Annotated in this window: 19 protein-coding genes and 1 other RNA gene; 9 read left to right on the top strand and 11 right to left on the bottom strand. The window is 41.6% G+C overall.

The features are described 5' to 3' along the window. Positions 1 to 16: 16 nt before the first annotated feature. Positions 17 to 1168, bottom strand: coding sequence for a lactonase family protein (locus tag ACFQ1M_RS00680; protein ID WP_386402431.1), 1152 nt, complete (start codon positions 1166 to 1168; stop codon positions 17 to 19). Between the two features lie 281 nt (positions 1169 to 1449). Then, positions 1450 to 1851, bottom strand: a transfer-messenger RNA (tmRNA) gene (gene ssrA, locus ACFQ1M_RS00675). Between the two features lie 208 nt (positions 1852 to 2059). Between ssrA and ACFQ1M_RS00670 the strand changes: the two genes are divergently transcribed. Both ACFQ1M_RS00670 and ACFQ1M_RS00665 read left to right on the top strand, forming a co-directional pair. Continuing rightward, complete coding sequence (locus tag ACFQ1M_RS00670; protein ID WP_386402429.1) at positions 2060 to 3262, top strand: NAD(P)-dependent oxidoreductase; 1203 nt, start codon at positions 2060 to 2062, stop codon at positions 3260 to 3262. Between the two features lie 110 nt (positions 3263 to 3372). Continuing rightward, on the top strand, positions 3373 to 5442 hold the full coding sequence (locus ACFQ1M_RS00665; RefSeq protein ID WP_386402427.1) for a tetratricopeptide repeat-containing sensor histidine kinase: 2070 nt from the start codon (positions 3373 to 3375) through the stop codon (positions 5440 to 5442). A 91-nt stretch (positions 5443 to 5533) separates the two neighbouring features. On the opposite strand, the gene ACFQ1M_RS00660 is transcribed toward ACFQ1M_RS00665, so the two are convergent. The 7 genes from ACFQ1M_RS00660 to ACFQ1M_RS00630 form a co-directional block, all read right to left on the bottom strand. Next, complete coding sequence (locus ACFQ1M_RS00660; protein WP_386402425.1) at positions 5534 to 6352, bottom strand: SPOR domain-containing protein; 819 nt, start codon at positions 6350 to 6352, stop codon at positions 5534 to 5536. Between the two features lie 75 nt (positions 6353 to 6427). Next, entirely contained in the window at positions 6428 to 7075 is a 648-nt protein-coding gene (locus ACFQ1M_RS00655) for a DUF1361 domain-containing protein (RefSeq protein WP_386402423.1), read from the bottom strand. 1 nt (position 7076) lies between these two features. Beyond that, positions 7077 to 7391 (bottom strand): hypothetical protein, encoded by a 315-nt coding sequence (locus ACFQ1M_RS00650; RefSeq protein ID WP_386402421.1) that lies wholly within the window; start codon positions 7389 to 7391, stop codon positions 7077 to 7079. A gap of 80 nt (positions 7392 to 7471) precedes the next feature. Next, a complete protein-coding gene (creD, locus tag ACFQ1M_RS00645; RefSeq protein WP_386402419.1) occupies positions 7472 to 8845 on the bottom strand; it encodes a cell envelope integrity protein CreD in 1374 nt (457 codons plus the stop codon). A gap of 4 nt (positions 8846 to 8849) precedes the next feature. Continuing rightward, on the bottom strand, positions 8850 to 9305 hold the full coding sequence (locus ACFQ1M_RS00640; RefSeq protein WP_386402417.1) for a hypothetical protein: 456 nt from the start codon (positions 9303 to 9305) through the stop codon (positions 8850 to 8852). Between the two features lie 51 nt (positions 9306 to 9356). Beyond that, entirely contained in the window at positions 9357 to 9647 is a 291-nt protein-coding gene (locus tag ACFQ1M_RS00635) for a winged helix-turn-helix domain-containing protein (protein WP_386402415.1), read from the bottom strand. 5 nt (positions 9648 to 9652) lie between these two features. Then, on the bottom strand, positions 9653 to 10261 hold the full coding sequence (locus ACFQ1M_RS00630) for a hypothetical protein (RefSeq protein WP_386402412.1): 609 nt from the start codon (positions 10259 to 10261) through the stop codon (positions 9653 to 9655). 29 nt (positions 10262 to 10290) lie between these two features. Between ACFQ1M_RS00630 and ACFQ1M_RS00625 the strand changes: the two genes are divergently transcribed. Continuing rightward, a complete protein-coding gene (locus ACFQ1M_RS00625; RefSeq protein WP_386402409.1) occupies positions 10291 to 10722 on the top strand; it encodes a DUF1801 domain-containing protein in 432 nt (143 codons plus the stop codon). A gap of 1 nt (position 10723) precedes the next feature. On the opposite strand, the gene kdsA is transcribed toward ACFQ1M_RS00625, so the two are convergent. Continuing rightward, positions 10724 to 11542 (bottom strand): 3-deoxy-8-phosphooctulonate synthase, encoded by an 819-nt coding sequence (gene kdsA / locus ACFQ1M_RS00620; RefSeq protein ID WP_386402406.1) that lies wholly within the window; start codon positions 11540 to 11542, stop codon positions 10724 to 10726. A gap of 246 nt (positions 11543 to 11788) precedes the next feature. Between kdsA and typA the strand changes: the two genes are divergently transcribed. The 6 genes from typA (at position 11789) to ACFQ1M_RS00590 (ending at position 18166) form a co-directional block, all read left to right on the top strand. Then, the gene (typA, locus tag ACFQ1M_RS00615; protein WP_386402404.1) at positions 11789 to 13588 is read left to right on the top strand and encodes a translational GTPase TypA; all 1800 of its coding nucleotides are present in this window, start codon (positions 11789 to 11791) and stop codon (positions 13586 to 13588) included. A 119-nt stretch (positions 13589 to 13707) separates the two neighbouring features. Further along, positions 13708 to 14463, top strand: a complete 756-nt coding sequence (locus tag ACFQ1M_RS00610) for a TylF/MycF/NovP-related O-methyltransferase (RefSeq protein ID WP_386402401.1) — start codon at positions 13708 to 13710, stop codon at positions 14461 to 14463. A gap of 47 nt (positions 14464 to 14510) precedes the next feature. Beyond that, on the top strand, positions 14511 to 14744 hold the full coding sequence (locus ACFQ1M_RS00605; RefSeq protein WP_386402398.1) for a uroporphyrinogen decarboxylase: 234 nt from the start codon (positions 14511 to 14513) through the stop codon (positions 14742 to 14744). 51 nt (positions 14745 to 14795) lie between these two features. Beyond that, complete coding sequence (locus ACFQ1M_RS00600; protein ID WP_386402395.1) at positions 14796 to 15770, top strand: GNAT family N-acetyltransferase; 975 nt, start codon at positions 14796 to 14798, stop codon at positions 15768 to 15770. Beyond that, positions 15767 to 16867, top strand: coding sequence for a DegT/DnrJ/EryC1/StrS family aminotransferase (locus ACFQ1M_RS00595; protein WP_386402393.1), 1101 nt, complete (start codon positions 15767 to 15769; stop codon positions 16865 to 16867). The genes ACFQ1M_RS00600 and ACFQ1M_RS00595 overlap by 4 nt, the downstream gene beginning before the upstream one ends. Further along, on the top strand, positions 16868 to 18166 hold the full coding sequence (locus tag ACFQ1M_RS00590) for an O-antigen translocase (protein ID WP_386402390.1): 1299 nt from the start codon (positions 16868 to 16870) through the stop codon (positions 18164 to 18166). Here ACFQ1M_RS00590 and ACFQ1M_RS00585 read toward each other — a convergent pair. Further along, positions 18137 to 19291 carry a glycosyltransferase family protein gene (locus tag ACFQ1M_RS00585; RefSeq protein WP_386402387.1) on the bottom strand — a complete coding sequence of 385 codons (1155 nt, stop codon included), beginning with the start codon at positions 19289 to 19291 and terminating at the stop codon, positions 18137 to 18139. The two genes, ACFQ1M_RS00590 and ACFQ1M_RS00585, sit on opposite strands and share 30 nt — an antisense overlap. Positions 19292 to 19326: the final 35 nt, after the last annotated feature.

The following is a 19326-nucleotide window of genomic DNA, read 5'->3' as shown; positions in this document are numbered from 1 at the left end:
CAACTTGGATTTTTTTCTAGTTATATGTCGCCGTCTGTAAGCTCGAGGGATTGGCTATCGTCAGCTCCTGGGGAAGCTTGCTGAGTTTTCCGGTATCGAGGTCACGTTTAAAGATAACGACATTGTTAGAGAATTGATTGGCTACTAACAAGAATTTTCCAGATGGATCAATGACAAAATTTCTCGGATGGTCACCATAAGTCGGGGTGCGTTCAACTAACTTAAGATCACCATTGCCTTGGTCAATAGCGAAGACCGATATGGAATTTTCCTTTGGACCTCTGTTAGATGCATAAAGAAATAGACCATCTGGAGAAATATGTATATCCGCTGCTCTGTAGATAGCTTGCTTATTGGCATATGATGGGTAATCTTGTTGGAATGTGAGGATTCCGTTCGAATAACGATACCTTGAAATTTTACCGCTCAATTCCTCGATACCATATCCAAAGTTACCCTTGGGATGAAAGGTAAAATGTCTGGGTCCACTTCCTGGTTTTGTCTTCAAGCTCAACCCTACAGCTGGTTTTAGAAAATTTTCTGTTGTAGTGCCAACGGCGAAAGTGCGAATCTTATCGGCACCAAGATCTTGCGCGAACATAAAATTTCCATCTGGTGAAAAGTTGGTCGAATGAATATGGGCTTCATCTTGGCGTCCTTTTACAATGCTGCTGTCTTTAAATCGAAGAAGCTGCGAATAGGCTTCAAGACTTCCATCCTTTTCTATTTTGAAACAGGAGATACCTGCATCGGTATAGTTGGAATTGATAAGATGGTCGCCATCCTTGGAAATGGACAAGTGTACTGGGTTTCTTCCTCCAGCGGGTTGCTCATTGATCCGAGTAAGCTTTCCAGTAGATGGTTGAACTTTAAAAGCAGCGATGCTTCCATGGGTTTCTAACTGACTTTTAGTTACAGCATACAGAAAATCTCCATTAGTGGATATTTTTAGAAAAGAGGGATTTACGATACTATCTTCGGTATATAGCGCTCTGAGCTTTTCGCTCTCATGGTCTAGCTCATATATATAGATGCCAGTGGACGGGACACCTTCAGTATAACTCCCAATAAAAAGTAGGGTTTTTGGATTCTGGTCCTGATGACACGCAATAAATGAAAATGTCAATAGTGTGAAAGCGATGAAAAAGGTCGGAAATTTTGGTTTCAAGGTCGGTCGATTATGGTTCGAAATGAATTAAATATAGACAATTTTCAAAAAGCATCCATTTCCACTGAAGCCCTCCTTCGCTAAAGCTTCGGATAGGACCGAGCATTTAATATATAAGCGGAAAACCTCTTTTATGCCTGTGATTTAGCTGATAGTGGAGGTGGAGTCGGAGGAGGACCGAGCGTAAAGAAAATGTCCCGAGGACATTTTTAGCCCAGGGGCCAGCGGGCGCACAGGCTCCCGCAGACGGAACGAAAAAAGCCACCTTCGGGTGGCTTTTGAAGTGGAGTCGGAGGGAATCGAACCCTCGTCCAAACAAGCAATTAAAATGCTTTCTACACGTTTAGTTCTAGTTCGTTTTTCGACTTGCAGCTGACCCAGAACCGCCTACTACAAGCTTAGCTTCTTTAGGTTAAAAATTACGCCGAAGCTACGTAATTTCGATGTTGACTTTTATGGTGCCTCTTGGCGGGGCGCCATCAACAAGGGCTCCCCAGAGACATCTCGCTTTCCCGCCTTGCGGGACTAGGCCAAAGACTTACTATAATTCAGTCGGATTAGGCAGCAAGAGCGTAGTTATTCTCGCCATTTAAAGGTTTGAAATAAGAGATTAACGAGCATTAATTCCATAGCTCGACGTGCTTACATCTCAATTCGACTCGCTGTCAAAACCAGTCGACCCCATATTTTCAATGAACATCTAATCATCATTTCATATGACAATATGTTAAAACTAATATCGCTCTGTCACGATGTGGGTTGCAAAGCTAACAATTTATTCGCTACAGGTGGAAAAGTTTGCTTGCAACTTTAAATCCGATTATTTTAGCGCAAAAATTATACCATTTACACTCAATTTCGTTATAATCTGAACAAAATAACCCTTGTCGCATGAAATTTGGAATTATCAAAGAACGAAAGAATCCGCCAGATCGTCGTGTAGTCTTGTCCCCAATGGCTTGTAAGGAGCTTTTAGAACGATTCCCAGGAGCAGAACTTGCCGTAGAAAGTTCTGATATCAGGGTATTTGGCGATGACGAATACCGAGCAATGGGAATAGAGGTCACCGATGATATCTCGGATTGTGATGTGTTGCTTGGTGTAAAGGAAGTTCCCATCGAAGCATTGATTCCCAATAAAAAATATTTTTTCTTTTCACATACTATAAAGAAACAGCCTTACAATAGGAAGCTGCTTCAAACGATCTTGGATCAAAACATAGCGTTGTACGATCACGAGGTCATCACCGATAAAAAAGGGCAGCGCTTGGTTGCCTTTGGTCGCTATGCTGGAATCGTTGGTGCTTACAACGGATTTAGAGCGTATGGTCTAAAGTTTGAAACTTTCAATTTGCCTAAAGCTGAAAAATTGCCTGATCAACGGGCGTTGATCGATGCCTTAAGACGGATTCATCTGCACAATATGAAGATCTTGCTCACAGGTAAAGGACGAGTAGGGGCAGGTGCCAAGGAAATGTTGGATGCCATGAAATTAAGGGAGGTGACTCCTACACAGTATCTGACTCAAACCTTTGATGAGCCAGTCTATTGCAATATTGATGTATTGGACTACAATGAGCGTAAGGACAAGAAACAATTGGGTAAGAAAGATTTTTACAAGAATCCAACACAATACCGGTCTACTTTTATGCGTTATGCTGCTGTAACCGACCTTTATATTGCTGGTCATTTTTTTGGGGAAGGAGCTCCCTTCCTTTTTACAAGAAATGATGCCAAATCACCAGATTTTAAGCCAAAAGTAGTGGCAGATATAAGTTGTGATATCGACGGGCCAGTAGCATGTACGATACGTCCCTCAACTGTTGCAGATCCCATCTATGGCTATGACCCACTTACTGAAAAAGAATTGGATTTCAAAAAGAAACAGGCGATAGCCGTCATGGCAGTTGATAACTTGCCGTGTGAGCTTCCAAGAGATGCCAGTGAGGGGTTTGGAGAAGCATTTTTAACCCATGTAATACCTGCCTTTTTTAACGGGGATAAAGATGGCGTTTTAGAAAGAGCTAATATGACGAAAAACAGGGAGTTAACTGAAAATTACAAGTATTTAGACGATTACGTTAATGAAATATAACCCTCTGAAACACCAGTATTTTGATATCTTGTGCACATATATCATTAGATTACAACAAAATTTTGTCAAAATGCGCTGTTTTTTAAATATTTGTAAGTAGAATAGGTATAATGAGGAAAATCCTACAAATCTTCTTTTTTTGTCAGTTGTTCTTGCTAACAACGGGCATCTATGGGCAGGACAAAGTTCTGGACTCCATCCATGGGGCTATTCTCACCGCAAAAGACTCTCTTTTATTCAATCAGGCATCAACACGAATTGGTGAATTACGGGTCGCGCAAGATTACAAGACTGCGAATTACTACGCCAATATTTTCATAGAGCTTTCCAAGTTGCTAGAATACAATAGCGGCACAGGTATGTTGTATACAAAGAAAGGGGACATCTACCTTGTTTCCGAGCAGTACGACGAAGCGCTGAAAATGTACGATAGTGCGCTGGTCTATCTGAGTGGCGATCATAATTTATTGGAAAGGGGAAATCTCTACAACAACCAAGCTATTGCCCAACGCAGAATAGGTGACTTTGGTGGTAGTTTGATAAGTTTGCAAGAGGCGAGTAAAATCTATGAAAAACTGGGCGACTATAAGTCGATCAGTATGGCACTCAACAACATTGGTAATATTCATAATAATTTGGCGGATTTCGATCTAGCAGAGGATTATTATGAACGTTCGATGAAAATGCGCAAGGACCATGGTATAAAGCAGGATATCTCTCATACCATGAACAGCCTAACGGAGATATACCTGAAGCAACAACTATACGATAGAGCTATAAAGAATGCCCACGAGAGTATTGCCATTAGCAAAGAGTTGAACGATCAACGGGCACTATCGGTAGCCTATGAAGACCTTGGGACAATTTATATGACCATAAAAGAATATGCCAAGGCGAAAGAGTATTATTTGAAATCTTTGAGCATAAATAGTAAAGAGTTTCAAGCTAGTAGCACAGCCGAAAGATTGAATCGACTGGCCGAGATAGAAGTGCTTCGTAATAATCCCGAAGAGGCCAAGGCGTACCTTGATGAAGCGTATCGACTTGCGGATAGTGTTGAAACAAATAAGGTTTTAAGACAAAACTTGTTGGTTCGTTCAAAGCTAGATTCTTTATTGGGTGATTTTGAAAGCGCATATACAAATCATAAGAACTATTATCTTCTAGACAAAGACTTGGTAAAAGAAAGTAATAGCAAGGAAATAGGCAGATTAGAGGCGAAGTTTGAATATGATAGAAAGCAGCAGCTACTACTCCTGAAGCAAAGACAGCAGGAAGCCGAGCAAGATGCACAACTGCGTTGGCAGCGATGGCTCATCTATTCTTTGGTGGGAGCCTTCATAGCGTTGCTGTTCGTTCTTTTTGTGATCTTGCAAAGTAGAAGAGTTAGAAAGAAATATGTGGACCAATTGGACCAACAGGCAAAGGAGCTAATTACTTCCAACATTACGAAGGACAAGTTATTCTCTATCATTGCTCACGATTTAAGGAATTCTATTCATTCTACTAGCGAAGCCCTTAACATGGTGAAGGAAAGTGACCTTACGATAGAGGAACTACAAGACCTGCTTCCAGAGCTCACTCAGAAGTCAAATGAGACATCTTCATTACTTACCAATCTTCTACATTGGTCTAGTTCTCAATTGGATGCTTTACAACCTAAAAAGGAATATTTTGATATCAGGGACGTCATCCAAGAAAAGATCATATTGCTGAAGGGTGAAGCGAACGAAAAGGGCGTTGACGTCAATAATAAGCTCGAGCACATTAAAGTATTTGCTGATCGCGACATGATGAAGATCGTTGTTCAGAATCTCCTTACCAATGCGATAAAGTTTAGCAATTACAGAGATACTATCACTATATATGCCGAAAAGTCTAGCGATAGCATCGATATTTTCTTTAAGGATACAGGTGTTGGAATTAAAAAGGAACATCTAAGAGAACTGTTCACCGAAAGGGCCGTGAGCACTTTGGGGACAAAAAATGAAAAAGGTATCGGCCTTGGTCTGCAAACCTGTAAAGAGCTTGTTGAGTTAAATGATGGTGAGCTAACGGTGAAAAGTAAGGAAAATGTAGGAAGTACTTTCCGAGTAACACTACCTTTAGAGCCTACAAGCAAAGCCAAAAAGCGCAAATCACCTTTTGGTAGAGCCGCATTCTACAACCTTCTAGGATAATTCTTCAATTTATTGATTGTTAGAAAATACGCTTAGTAAGCACTATACCTATAGCGACAAGCTCGATATGCCGTCTATATAGTACGCTTTTCTATTTACAATTATAGATTTTTCGCCTTTCGTCCCAAACGGGGTTGGGACACCAAGTATTTAGTCGAACAATATACGCATCACCATTCATTTTTTCTTTTACTTCAAAAAGCATTTTCAAGGCGTCAGAATCATAGTTGTATCTACCAATGCATGTACGGTAAGATCGATTTCTATACCAAATGCCAACATTTTTGAACCCATACTTTTCGGCCCTTGACTTTTCGTATTTGGCACTTTTCAAATCCGTATCTGCTCCGGCGACGATCGTCCAAACAAATGTTCGCTCTTTTCTTGTTATTTTCGAGGTATTCACTCTTGTTTTGGTGTTGGGTTTAGCCGCCGGGTTGGGGGTTGTGGATGGAGCTGGGTCAGGTGAAACGACAGGTTCGCTTACAGCGGCCACTTCTAGGGAATCATCTTCTACCAGCTTGTCTAGGTCTTCTGTCAACAAACGTTTTTTTCGTATTTCGGCTAGCTTTGACGAATCAATGGTCAATAGGTCATTCTGTTGGAAGGCCATAAGCATGTTAGAAAACTCCTCATAGCTCTCGCTCTCGGCTGCTTTTAAGAGTAAGGAAGATTGAAATTTCTTATCCTCCAAGGCGATCTGCGCCTTGCTATCAAAATGATTAATGACAATTCCGGTGATCAGTGTAAGCAACCCTCCAACGATCGATAGGATGATTGGAGTGGCGACCCGTTTGCTCTTCTGCTCTTGCATGCGAAGATCCAACTCTTTTTTTCTCAAGGCCAGCTCTTCCAGCTTTACCTTTTGTTCCAATTCAAATTTCTTAACTTCTAGCTCTTCGGGAGACATGGGCTTATCTTGTTGGTTTTCAGAGCCTAATTTACTCTTAAGCGCTATACCTCCCTAGGTGAAAAGTACCCCTTTTTAATGTGACGCACTTTCGTTGATCGAAAAGAAACGAGAACAGATCGCTATCAAGGTCCCAAATCCAAGTGTTATTCCCCAGGCCTGAACATTGGACAAGCTCTCTGCGATAGAAAGAAGCAGTTCAAATGGGTGACCTATGACATCCCAGCTATTCCAGCGCAAAAAGCGACCTAAATAAATTCCATACCCGCATAAGAAATATACCAAGCCCATAAGCATCGAGCTTTGAAAGCTACTGAAATGCATACGTAAGAGTTGTTTCATCTGTGACATCGATGCCAGTCCGAGGAGCAAACCCATCAGCGAAAATGCGCTAAGCATCAGCGCATCGAACCATGTCGGCATGGTTGTCCGCAATCTCAAATGCATCAGGTCGGTAAGGATGTAGGGAGCATTGGGTAAAAATAGGAGCCAAACAACAAAACTTCCCAAAAATAACCATCGGTTGTTCTTCCAGCCGATGTTGGCCTTCAAAAAAGTAGTGATCACAAAAGGAATGGATGCCAGAAATAAGTTCCACAGCAAGAAGGTAAAATAGAGCGATTGAGACCATTTTATGCGAATCAGCAATAGCGCCATACAGAAAATTGCGAAATGAATGTAGCTTGCATACGATCTTATATATTTATAAAAAACTGTTTTCATACTAGAAAAAGATTACAATGAATAGATATAATATGGCCACGGGAATATTGAGCAACATTCCGAAGGCGCATTTCAAGAGATAGCTTCGTCTGTAAGGGACAAGCGCTACAATAACAAGGCAAAATATAAAGTAACTGATGTTGGCTATGATCAACCATCCCAGGGTTGGTAATGAGAATGAAATGATACATTCACGATCATCGAATAGGAAAGAAGACAACAACAGATATCCTCCAATGATAAAAGAGGCAGCAGCAAGGGTCAAAGCGCCATGTGCAATTTGGACGACCCCAGTTGATCGAATAGGATTTTTCATTTTAAACGGTATGAATTAAGAGGAGTGATGCTCCGAATTGGTCTAAGCGATCACTCCTCTTAGCATTATTTGTGCCCAATTTATTGTTGCCAATCAATTTTTCTAGAGACGAACATCACCATGGCTAGAATAAAGAATAGCCCTAGGCTTCCTACCAGCAATGCGTAGTTCTCCAACTGGATGATCACAAAGATGAAACTGTACAAGGCGATCAAGGATAGGGCGATAAAAAGGGGAAACTTAAAATTCTTTAAAATGGACCTGCTATATAGGGTGATCAGCAACACCACCGCGCCTCCAGCAACCAGATATGCCTTGAGATAGCTGCTATGTTCTGAAATAGAGATCAAGAGGGTGTAAAACATCACCAAAGCGATACCTATCATGAGATACTGAAAAGGATGAATGTTTATTTTACTCAGGGTCTGTATCAAGAAGAACACCAAAAAGGTCAATGCGATGACCAAAAAACCATACTTCGCCGTGCGCTCGCTTTTTTGATATTGATCGACCGGTACAATAAGGTCCGCTCCGAAAGCAAATTCACTAAGATCGGGCAACGAACCAAAAAATTGTTGCTCAAACTGACGGTTGGTTTGAAGCACTGTCCAACTGGCCTTAAATCCATCCTGGTCTACACGATCATCGGCATTGTCATTTGGTAGAAAATTACCCATAAAACTTGGTGATGGCCAGTTTGAAACCATGTGGACTTTCGTCTCTTTTCCCAAGGGGACAAAACGAATGCGTTCACTCCCATTGACATTGAAGTCAAAAGCGAAGGAGACACTTTCACCGTTTGTTTTATCCCAAGCAATGGATCTGCTTGTCAAATTATGCTGCACGATCCTGCTGAAGTTATAATTATCGGTATTTTGATATTTTGGTATAAGTGGAAATTGAGCCTCATTCAGTTGAATTCGTACCTCGTCTCTTATACCTTTAAGATTGGAGGTTTTGATCAGCACTGTCGCTTTGCTCCAAATAATATCTTCGGGATCGATATCTAGTTCTTGAAAATTGGGCGTCGTAAAGCTGCCTTTGCATTTCAATTTTGCAGTATATACGATGGTCTCATAGATACTTCTATTTTTTGGTTGTGCGTCAATGCTGCCATCGATATTCAGTTCGTCTGGAAAGAAGTAGGCAGCTTTTATCTCTACTTGTCTTTCTTTTATGGAGCGACCTGTCTTTTGATCCAGTTTCACCGTTTCTCTATAGGTGCGGTATGGGATTCTTAAGATCGGTCCAGAAAATAGGAGCTCGTTGCCCCACTTTTCATTGATCTCGCTGATGACCTCGTTCTGCCTTTGAGCGCGTTCTCGGATGAGCTCTTTTATGAATATCAGAGGGATAAGAAGGATGAGGATCAAAAAACCTACCATCAGCATTCGTGCGGTGATCGAGGTTCGTAACCAATTTCCAAATCTGTTGTTTTGCGTGGTATTTTCCATAGTGTTAAAAAATTAAATATGTAGTTCTTATTCGTTTGAGCGGTAGCGATAGCATTTTGGAAAAGTCGAGATGATAAAAAGGGAGCGCCGTTTTGCCTTTTCTGTAGGCGATTCTAAAATGCTTGTATTTGTCTGGATACATGAAGGTGCCAAGGAATATTACCAAAAACATATAGGTGCTTCTCTTGCCATTCCCAAGGAGATAATACTGCATGCTTATCTCATCTGTAACGCTTATTCCCGTGTTGGTCAAGACGTGAAACACATCGTGATCTTCCAACTTTGGTTGAAGGTCAAAATCGTATTTCAATAGAAAACAAGCGAGATGAAATCCTAGGCTATTCATCGGCAACTTCAAAAGATCAGTTGTGCTATGCTTCCAGGGTTGCTGCTTCTTGAACCATTTTTGGTAAGGTCGTTTGCTCCATTCATAAAACGTTTCCATCAAAAGGTCTCTCATACTAATAATTATAAAGTACTTTGAAATTCAAAGTAAATAGATAAAAAAATATTATTTCCCTATTAGCTTTTCTAAAGCTTCAATGTGTTTTTTGAACTCGACTTTTCCCAAGCTGGTCGCCGAGTATCTTGTATTTGGTTTTCTTCCGATGAACTGTTTCTCTACCTTGATATATTCGGCTTGCTCCAACGCTTTGGCATGGCTGGCCAGGTTACCATCGGTGACATCAAGCAGTTCCTTGAGTGTCTTAAAATCAGCATATTCGTTGACCATCAGAATTGACATGATGCCCAAGCGAATGCGGTGGTCAAAGGCTTTGTTTATGTTATTGATGAGTCCCACTGGCGTTAACTCCTTTCGTGTTTAAAATACATCAAACTACCATAGATGATATGAAGCACTCCAAAGCCGATCACCCAGAACCAAAACCCATAGCCTGGGTAGATGGCACATATCAAACCAAGGAGAACTTCGGCCAATCCTAAGTATCGCACATGGCCAATGGTATATTTGCTAGCATTTATTAGTGCCAGACCATAAAAAATTAGCATCAATGAGCCGGTAAGACCGTAATGATGACTGTTCAGCTTGATCAAAATGTAAATGCCTCCTGTGATCAGTGGAATCAAAAAATTGATCACCAAACGTTTGGATGATGCATCCCAGATCTTCTCACCATTCTTCCTTGCCCGTTTTGCAGTGAGAAAATAGGCCGTAAGGACACTCAGAAAGGCGACAACTGCAAGATCCAGCAAAATCAGATTGAATATGCGGCTGTCAAGAACGAGATACGCCCTCCCACTTGTTGCCACCAGCCAATAGGCCGCACCAGCACCGATCAGCGCATAAACTCCTGCCATGACCCCCGAAAGACCACTTAGCGATATAAATCGTGAGGAGCGATTCATCATATTCTTTATCTCGGAGATATCGTCTAGATACTTTTTTGATTCCATAATATAAAGTACTTTGAAATTCAAAGTAAATGAATCGAATCGAATTGACAAAGAGTTTTTTTTATTTTTTTAAGGTTTGCTGTATTTTTAACGTGATGAATCCAGCAGAGATCTATATTTTAGAACAAAGGGAACCTTTTAAAGGAATCTTATTGCATTTACAGGTAATTATAGAGAATACGATACCCGAACTTGTCTTAAAATATAAATATAAGATTCCTTTCTACTATTTGAACGATAAGCCGTTCTGCTATTTAAATGTTCCAAAGAACAAGAGCTATGTCGATGTCGGATTCTGGAGTTCAGTACATCTTAGCGTGCATCTAGATGAAATGGTGACCGAAGGAAGAAAAATGATGCGATCCCTTCGCTATGGTACCGTAGAAGACATCGATCAGGAAATATTGGTAGCGGTGCTCAAAGACGCCGAATCTGTTGCCGATAAAGGATTTTGGAAATGATTTAGAGGCTGTTTATCGTCTTTCTGATAGCGACCAATCTTGTCAATAAACCTTCCAATAAAGCTAAATCTAACATATTGGCGCCATCGCTTTTTGCGTTGGCCGGATCAAAATGTGTTTCCATAAAGAGACCATCAACTCCTGTTGCAATTCCGGCTCTCGAAATGGTCTCGATCATTTCCGGTCGGCCTCCGGTAACACCACTAGACTGATTGGGTTGTTGTAGCGAATGCGTCACATCTAAAACAACGGGTGCAAATTGTCTCATGGTAGGAATTCCCCTAAAGTCTACGATCATATCCTGATAGCCAAACATGGTACCGCGATCGGTGATCCAAGCCAACTCGTTGCCCGAATCTTTTACTTTCTTCACCGCATGTTGCATGGATTCTGGACTCATAAATTGTCCTTTTTTCAAATTCACCACCTTCCCCGTCTTTGCCGCAGCTACCACAAGATCGGTCTGTCTCACCAAAAAGGCGGGTATTTGCAATACATCTACGTAGGCCGCAGCTTTGTCGGCATCGCTTACCTCGTGAATATCTGTGACGGTAGGCACATCGAACGTTTCTGATACTTTCCTTAAGATCTTCAAGGCCTTTTCATCGCCAATCCCTGTAAAACTGTCTATTCTGCTACGATTCGCTTTTTTAAAACTTCCCTTGAAAACATACGGGATGCTCAACTTGTCGGTGATAGCCACCACTTTTTCTGCTATGCGCAAGGCCATTTCCTCTCCTTCAATGGCGCAAGGGCCAGCCAATAGGAAGAAGTTGTTCGCGTCGATATGTTTTAACTTAGGGATAGACGATAATTGCATAGTTCACTTTTTTACCGCTGCAAAGGTACATCTTTAAAGAAAAAAAGATTACGTATCGATGAGATTATCTACGTAAAGAGCGTAGTAGCCAAATAAATAGGAGTAAATTGCCTCAAGGACAAGCCCATGACGCGTTTATTGAAAACCATTTTGATTTTAGGGCGAGCCTTGGCGCATTTAAATCTCGATTATCGAGTAAATCCAGAAATAACAGTTACCTTTGCCGATCTTTAAATCCTATGTCCTATGACATCTATTAAAAATATAGCGATAATCGCACACGTTGATCACGGAAAGACGACCTTGGTCGATAAGATCATGTATCATTGTCAGTTGTTTCGCGAGAATCAAAATACTGGAGACCTGATCTTGGATAATAATGATCTTGAAAGAGAGCGTGGAATCACCATTACCTCCAAGAACGTTTCTGTAGAATATAAAGGGACCAAGATCAACATCATTGATACTCCTGGTCACGCCGATTTTGGTGGTGAAGTAGAACGTGTTCTCAACATGGCGGATGGTGTATTGTTATTGGTAGATGCTTTTGAGGGACCCATGCCGCAGACCCGTTTTGTGCTACAAAAGGCCGTTGATCTTAAATTGAAGCCGATCGTGGTTGTCAATAAGGTGGATAAAGAGAACTGTACCCCAGATGAAGTACACGAAAAGGTATTCGACCTCATGTTCGAGCTTGGTGCTGAAGAATGGCAGCTCGATTTCCCCACGGTATATGGTTCGGCAAAGAATAATTGGATGTCCGAAGATTGGCGGGAGCAAACAGATAATATAGAACCTTTGTTGGATATGGTGCTCGCACATGTGCCAGAGTTCAAACCCGAAGAGGGAAGTCCGCAAATGTTGATCACCTCATTGGACTATTCATCATTTACCGGAAGGATAGCGATCGGACGTTTGCAGCGCGGCATTTTAAAAGAAGGAATGCAAGTTTCTTTGGTGAAGCGCGATGGGAAGGTCATCAAAACGAAGATCAAAGAATTGCACACTTTCGAAGGTCTAGGACGTAAAAAGGTTGGTGAAGTAAAAGCAGGAGATATTTGTGCCATCGTAGGTATGGAAGGTTTTGAGATCGGAGATACCGTCGCGGATATCGAAAATCCAGAATCGTTGCAGACCATCGCCATCGATGAGCCTACCATGAGTATGCTGTTCACGATCAATGATTCGCCATTCTTTGGAAAGGATGGGAAATATGTGACTTCGCGCCATATAAAAGAACGATTGGAAAAGGAGTTAGAGAAGAATTTGGCCTTGCGCGTCCAAGAAACGGATAGTGCCGATAAGTTCTTGGTATTTGGTAGAGGCGTATTGCACCTTTCCGTACTCATAGAGACCATGCGTCGGGAGGGTTACGAACTACAGATAGGACAGCCTCAGGTGATCATCAAAGAAGTTGACGGCGTAAAATGTGAACCTTTCGAAGAATTGACCATCGACCTTCCAGAGGAAGTTTCTGGAAAAGCCGTAGAAATGGTCAGCTTGCGTAAAGGTGAAATGTTAAGCATGGAAGCCAAAGGCGATCGTATGATCTGTGAATTCGTAATCCCATCTAGAGGTATCATCGGATTACGTAATCAATTGTTGACCGCCACAGCGGGTGAGGCGATCATGGCACACCGCTTTATAGAATATCGTCCGATCAAAGGTGGTATCCCTGAACGTTTGAACGGATCGTTGGTCTCCATGGAAAAAGGAACGGCGATACCATATTCCATTGATAAGTTACAAGAAAGAGGACGCTTCTTTATCGATCCAGGAGAGGAGATCTACGAAGGTCAGGTGATCGGCGAGAACTCTAGACAGGATGATATGGTGGTTAACGTAACAAAAACAAAGAAATTGACCAATGTACGTTCGGCAGGAGCAGATGATAAGGCAAAGATCGTTCCTGCGATCAAATTTTCCTTGGAAGAGGCTTTAGAGTATATCCAAAAGGATGAATATGTAGAAGTGACACCCAACCATCTTCGACTTCGAAAAGTACTGTTGAAAGAAGTAGATAGAAAGCGCAGTAAGGCGTTATAGATACATTATTTATATCAATACAGCCGCTAACATACCAAAAAAGTGTTAGCGGCTTTTTCTTTTAAGGATATTGAATAAGCATCAAATATGCTATTTTTACACTTCGAAGCACGCTACCAATGAGCAAAGACATCCGTACCAAAGACAATTTCTCCGATAAAGAGTTGAACCGTAGACAAAAAATGATGGGGCTCTTTGATAAGAATCCGATCCCTAGTGAAGAGGTACTGGGGAATCTAGGACTTTTTATACCAAAGACCGAATTCTCCAGAATGCTCTACCTTCACGAACTCTATCAGAAACAGTTGGCCGTACCTGGAGTCATCATGGAGTTTGGGGTGCGCTGGGGACAAAATATGGCACTCTACGAGGCTTTTAGGGGTATTTATGAACCTTTTAATTGGACACGCAAGATTATTGGGTTTGATACTTTCGAGGGATTTCCTTCGGTCGCCAAAGAAGATGGCGATGCGTCGATCATCGCAGAAGGTAGCTACGGAGTTACCGAAAATTATCAAGAATATCTTCAAGAATTATTACAATTAAGGGAGCAAGAAGGTGTGCAGCTAGAGAAGGCGCGCTTTCAATTGGTCGCTGGCGACGCTTCGGTGACGATAAAGGAGTATCTACAAGAACATCCCGAGACGATCATCTCCATGGCCTATTTCGATTTTGATATCTACCAGCCTACAAAAGACTGTTTAGAGGCCATCAAGCCGTATCTTACCAAAGGCAGTGTCATCGCCTTCGATGAGTTGAACCATCCTGATTTTCCAGGTGAGACCGTGGCGGTGCGTGAAGTTTTTGGGTTGGACAAGTATAAGCTGATTCATACGACATTTAGTGGCGCCAGATCGTATTTAGTGGTCGAATAGCGGTTTCACTTCTACATTCTTCGTATCATTACACAAATTTTTAAGCAATGGAATTATTGGGTATTTCTATCACCGAGTGGGTCGGCTATCTGGCATCCGCATTGGTACTTTTGTCGTTTTTGATGAAAGCGGTCACTAAACTGCGTTTGGTAAACATGGTCGGATGTGTTTGTTGGGTCATCTATGGATTTATGTTAGACGTCGCTTGGCCAGTGATCATTACCAATGCTTCTATATTTCTGGTAAATGGATATTACCTTTTCAATAAAAAGGTAGTGTAAAATATTCTCTTCAAAATGTCTATCTTCAAGCCTTAAACAGAGAAGCGTCTTTTGAATACTTTTTCCATTAAGCGATATACAAAAGAAGACTTTCTACAATGGAATGACTTTGTAGCGAGGCATCATCGTGCTACATTTTTATTTCATCGTGATTTTATGGATTATCATTCCGATCGGTTTGTAGATCATTCTTTGCTGGTTCATAGAGATAACAAGTTACTGGCCATACTACCCGCAAACCACCAAGGAAATTCAGTGTATTCGCACGCAGGACTTAGCTATGGAGGGGTGCTCATTTCTAGGAAGTGCAATTTTTCCGTTGGTGTGAACATCTATGAGGCACTTCTAAAATTCTTAGAAAATGAAGGCATAGAGAATTTGTACATCAAGGGGATGCCGCTCATATATAATTCTTCCATTGACGAGTCTGAAGCCTTGATCTTTAATTGGTTAAATGCAGATATAGAACGCATCGATACGTATAGCTATATCGATCTGCAGTATTTTTCGGGCCCAAATCGAAATCGAAGTCGCGCCTTAAAAGTTGCCAAGGGCAAAGGGTTGGAAGTTAGGATTTCTCACGATCTTGAAACTTTTTGGAACAACATTCTCAAGCCAAATTTACGATCGCGCTTCGGCGTGAATCCCGTTCATAGCCTAGACGAAATAAGTATGTTGCAAGAGCGTTTCCATGATCAGATACAGTTGTTTGCTGCTTTTCATGGCAATGAAATGAAAGCGGGGGCTATTATCTTTGTAACGGATAATGTCGCCCATTTTCAATACAGCTCGGGGCTGGACGACAGGGCAGAGGATGGTGCCTTGGATCTGCTTTTTTCTGAAGTCATCTCAAACTTCTCTCAAAAGCAATACATCAGTTTTGGCAGTTCAATGGAGAAAGAAGGAAATGCCGTGAACAGAGGGTTGCTTTATTGGAAAGAAAGCTTTGATGCGAAAATGGCCGTTCAGAGATTTTATCACCTTCAAACAAAAAATCATATCCTTCTAAAGAATAGGCTCGTATGATAAAGTTCTTGGACGTACATAAGATCAATGCCCGTTTTGAAGCAAGTTTTCAGAAGGAATTCAAGGATTTCTTAGCTTCTGGAAGCTATATATTGGGCGAAGCTGTTTCAAAATTTGAAGCGGCATATGCATCCTATTGTGGGGTCCAACATTGCATTGGCGTGAGCAATGGTCTGGATGCCTTGCAGCTCATCTTTTCAGGATATCTACATCTAGAAAAGTTAAAGCCAGGAGACGAGGTATTGGTGCCGGCAAATACCTATATCGCTTCGATATTGGCCATTAAGAATGTCGGGTTAGAACCTGTGCTTATCGAGCCCGAAGAGCAGAGTTTCAATATCGCTGTCAGCGAAGTCATAAAACGCATTGGTGATAAGACAAAAGCGATCCTAGCGGTGCATTTATATGGCCAATTAGCCGATATGGCTCCCCTTCAAAAAATTTCAAAAGAACACGACCTACTGCTTATTGAAGATGCAGCACAGGCACACGGTGCCATGAACTTACAAGGGAAGAAAGCTGGGAATTTGGGGCACGCGGCTGCCTTTAGTTTTTATCCGAGTAAGAACTTCGGTGCCTTGGGTGATGCCGGTGCTGTGACCACAAATGACAATGTGCTTTCAACGACTATCGCCAAACTCAGAAATTATGGTTCATCAGAAAAGTACAAGCACGAAATTCTGGGGTTCAATAATAGGCTAGATCCCATTCAAGCAAGAATGCTACTGATAAAACTTCCGTATTTGGACGATGATAACGAGGCACGTCGAAAAGTTGCCAAACGATATCTTTCAGAGATTCACAATTCCAAGGTAACACTTCCTGTCTATCATGGTGGGCAAGATCATGTGTTTCATTTGTTTGTGGTTAGAGTCAATGATCGAAATGACTTTCAGAAGTATCTTAAAAAAAACAATGTAGAAAGTCTTATTCATTATCCTATTCCTCCGCACAAACAGCCAGCGCTAGTCGATCTGAACCAGCACTCCTATCCTATCACCGAGCAGATGCATCGTGAGGTAGTAAGTTTGCCTTTGAGTCCTGTGATGACTACAGAGGAAGTGGAAAGAGTGATAACCGTTGTGAACCGCTATTAAATGAGGCAGCTATTTAATAAGTACATAAAGGAAAACCTGCTGCTCAAACTTACCTCCGCCAATGGTGTTGGGGTGTTGATACGCATGTTCGTTGGTTTTTTGTCTTCTAAGGCCATCGCCATCTTTGTTGGACCAGAAGGCTTTGCGATCGTGGGGTATATGCGCAATGTGATGAACGTTTTGCAACGCCTCCCACTTTTCGGTGCCAATAATGGGATCATACGATATGTTGCAGAACATAAGTTCGATCCCAAGGAATTACGAAAAGTAGTTTCAACCATGTTCTTTTTGGGGATGGGAGGGACACTGATCATCTCCTTGGTCATGTTCTTTGGAGCAAGTTTTTGGAATCGGTTGATCTTTGGGGAACGTGACTTCACCTATATTTTTACGGTAGTTGCAGTGGTCTTGCCATTTTTCACGCTAAATGCGCTAATGGTACACTTTTTCAACGGGCTTAGCCGATATCGAAAATATCTTTTGATCAATGTGGTCGGAGCGGTCATTGCCGCGTTGTTAACGATAGTGCTGTCGTGGCAAATGGGTGTGGATGGTGCACTATTGGCTTTTGTGATAGCGCCTGCTGTCATTTTGATATTCACCTTGTTGCTTTTAGGTGAGGATGGTCACCACTTTAAAGCGATAAGCAGAAAATATTTCTCAAAAGAAGTGGTTTCCAAGATGGGAGGCTATTCATTGATGGCCATCGTTTCTCTGATATCGGTCAATGTGGTCGATATTCTCATCAAAAATCTTCTTCAGGACGCTTTGGGGCTCGATGAGGTCGGTTATTGGGAGGCGATGAAAAGGCTCTCTAATTATTATTTGATGTTCGTCACAAGTCTACTGACGCTTTATGTACTTCCCAAGTTGGCAAAGGATCAAAGCAATACGAACTTTAGAACGGTGGTCTTTGGGTTCTATAAAACGGTAATGCCTTTCTTCGCAATAGGATTACTGCTCGTATATCTCACGAAGTATTATATCGTCGTCATTACCCTTTCAAAGGATTTTCTGCAGGTACAGGAGTTATTTCTTTGGCAACTGATAGGCGACTTCATCAAGGTGGCGGCCTTGGCCATGTCGTATCAGTTTCAAGCAAAGGGCATGGTAAAGATGTTCGTAGTTACCGAATTGTTATCGGTGCTAATCATTTATTTGAGTAGTATCTATTTGATCGATCGTTTTGGATTGGAAGGAGTGACCTTGGCGCATGCGGTGAGCTATTTGTGTTACTTCTTTGTCATGCTGCTGATCTTTAGAAAGGCGCTATTCTTCGGGGAATCCCCAAGCAGCTAGATATTTTTTTGCAACGGCGATATGATCGTGATGTTGATGTATAAAATCCCGAGCTCTTTGGCTCATAGCTTCCATTTCAGCGGGGTTTTCGATCATCTTGGAAATCGCCTCTACCAAATAGTCCACATCTGGTTTAGCTGGAATAAGCGGCATTTCTAGTTCGTCAATTCTATAGGTTTCCTTCCAAAGGTCTCCAGCGCCACTTACGACGATCTTACCGCGGGCCATTGCTTCACGCCCGTTGTAACCCTGATCGTAGCTTAAGCATTGGTCCAAAAGGATATGTGCATCGTCATAGGCATTGATATATTCTGAATATGGCAGATCTCTAGTGACCTTTATTTGAATTTTATTGCCGTATTGCTCTTTCAGGATATCCAAGGCCTTCAAGAAGTAGGGAATACCTTTTGCGTATTGGTTGGTGGTATTAATTCCACAGAAAATGATTATAGGACCTTCGAATTCTAATCGCTTGTAATGTAGTTTCTCAAGGTCCATCGGCGTAGGAATTAGACTTACAACCTTTTCATTTCCGCGATATGCCATGACATAATCACAGTCGATCGGAATGATCTTACGAATGTTTTGGAACACGAAATTGTAATGTTCCTTATATCGCGGTTTCAAATATTTCAATGCGGACGCATAATGTGCTTTTAGTGTAGGGTCTTCGAACATTGGCGTTATAATGGAATACGCTTTATGCTCATTGAACAGATACTCCATCCAGGGCGTTTCTGTCCCGCCCGCGATAAGAAAATGGTCTTTGTTGTTATCAAAAATGTATTCAAGTAATTTTCGCTCTGTTTTGGGCAGACTTACAAAAGGGCAGCTATTGATCAACTGCACGATATCGAAGTTTTTTAGTGTTGGTTTGATCTTGTTGAAGCGATATCGCAATTCAAAAGAGGAAATGTCGATATGGAAAGCTAAATAGAGGGCATTTTTTAACTTTCGCAATAGCCAATATCGTTTGAACCAGATACTGTCTATTTCCTCATCTACCGGAAAGCGTTTAAAACCATCGCGATTGCCAATGACCAAGACCTCATGGCCTAAGGATTCGAGTCCATTCTTTAAAGCATTGTGAAATCCGCTATATTCTCCAACCAGTAATATTTTCATCAAAAGTGCTATGGGAAAATGTTGATCAAAGATAA

This window comes from Sungkyunkwania multivorans, assembly GCF_042675645.1.
Lineage (GTDB): Bacteria > Bacteroidota > Bacteroidia > Flavobacteriales > Flavobacteriaceae > Sungkyunkwania > Sungkyunkwania multivorans.
This window is presented reverse-complemented; position numbering and strand designations above follow the sequence as displayed.

What these genes read in the sequence shown, in the direction of transcription:
- ACFQ1M_RS00605 (WP_386402398.1), top strand. Translation starts at nt 14,511, where the DNA reads ATGGAATTATTGGGTATTTCTATCACCGAGTGGGTCGGCTATCTGGCA.
- ACFQ1M_RS00630 (WP_386402412.1), bottom strand. Translation starts at nt 10,261, where the DNA reads ATGGAATCAAAAAAGTATCTAGACGATATCTCCGAGATAAAGAATATG.
- kdsA (WP_386402406.1), bottom strand. Translation starts at nt 11,542, where the DNA reads ATGCAATTATCGTCTATCCCTAAGTTAAAACATATCGACGCGAACAAC.
- ACFQ1M_RS00640 (WP_386402417.1), bottom strand. Translation starts at nt 9,305, where the DNA reads ATGAGAGACCTTTTGATGGAAACGTTTTATGAATGGAGCAAACGACCT.
- ACFQ1M_RS00665 (WP_386402427.1), top strand. Translation starts at nt 3,373, where the DNA reads ATGAGGAAAATCCTACAAATCTTCTTTTTTTGTCAGTTGTTCTTGCTA.
- ACFQ1M_RS00625 (WP_386402409.1), top strand. Translation starts at nt 10,291, where the DNA reads ATGAATCGAATCGAATTGACAAAGAGTTTTTTTTATTTTTTTAAGGTT.
- ACFQ1M_RS00585 (WP_386402387.1), bottom strand. Translation starts at nt 19,291, where the DNA reads ATGAAAATATTACTGGTTGGAGAATATAGCGGATTTCACAATGCTTTA.
- ACFQ1M_RS00590 (WP_386402390.1), top strand. Translation starts at nt 16,868, where the DNA reads ATGAGGCAGCTATTTAATAAGTACATAAAGGAAAACCTGCTGCTCAAA.
- ACFQ1M_RS00660 (WP_386402425.1), bottom strand. Translation starts at nt 6,352, where the DNA reads ATGTCTCCCGAAGAGCTAGAAGTTAAGAAATTTGAATTGGAACAAAAG.
- typA (WP_386402404.1), top strand. Translation starts at nt 11,789, where the DNA reads ATGACATCTATTAAAAATATAGCGATAATCGCACACGTTGATCACGGA.
- ACFQ1M_RS00655 (WP_386402423.1), bottom strand. Translation starts at nt 7,075, where the DNA reads ATGAAAACAGTTTTTTATAAATATATAAGATCGTATGCAAGCTACATT.
- ACFQ1M_RS00670 (WP_386402429.1), top strand. Translation starts at nt 2,060, where the DNA reads ATGAAATTTGGAATTATCAAAGAACGAAAGAATCCGCCAGATCGTCGT.
- creD (WP_386402419.1), bottom strand. Translation starts at nt 8,845, where the DNA reads ATGGAAAATACCACGCAAAACAACAGATTTGGAAATTGGTTACGAACC.
- ACFQ1M_RS00650 (WP_386402421.1), bottom strand. Translation starts at nt 7,391, where the DNA reads ATGAAAAATCCTATTCGATCAACTGGGGTCGTCCAAATTGCACATGGC.
- ACFQ1M_RS00595 (WP_386402393.1), top strand. Translation starts at nt 15,767, where the DNA reads ATGATAAAGTTCTTGGACGTACATAAGATCAATGCCCGTTTTGAAGCA.
- ACFQ1M_RS00610 (WP_386402401.1), top strand. Translation starts at nt 13,708, where the DNA reads ATGAGCAAAGACATCCGTACCAAAGACAATTTCTCCGATAAAGAGTTG.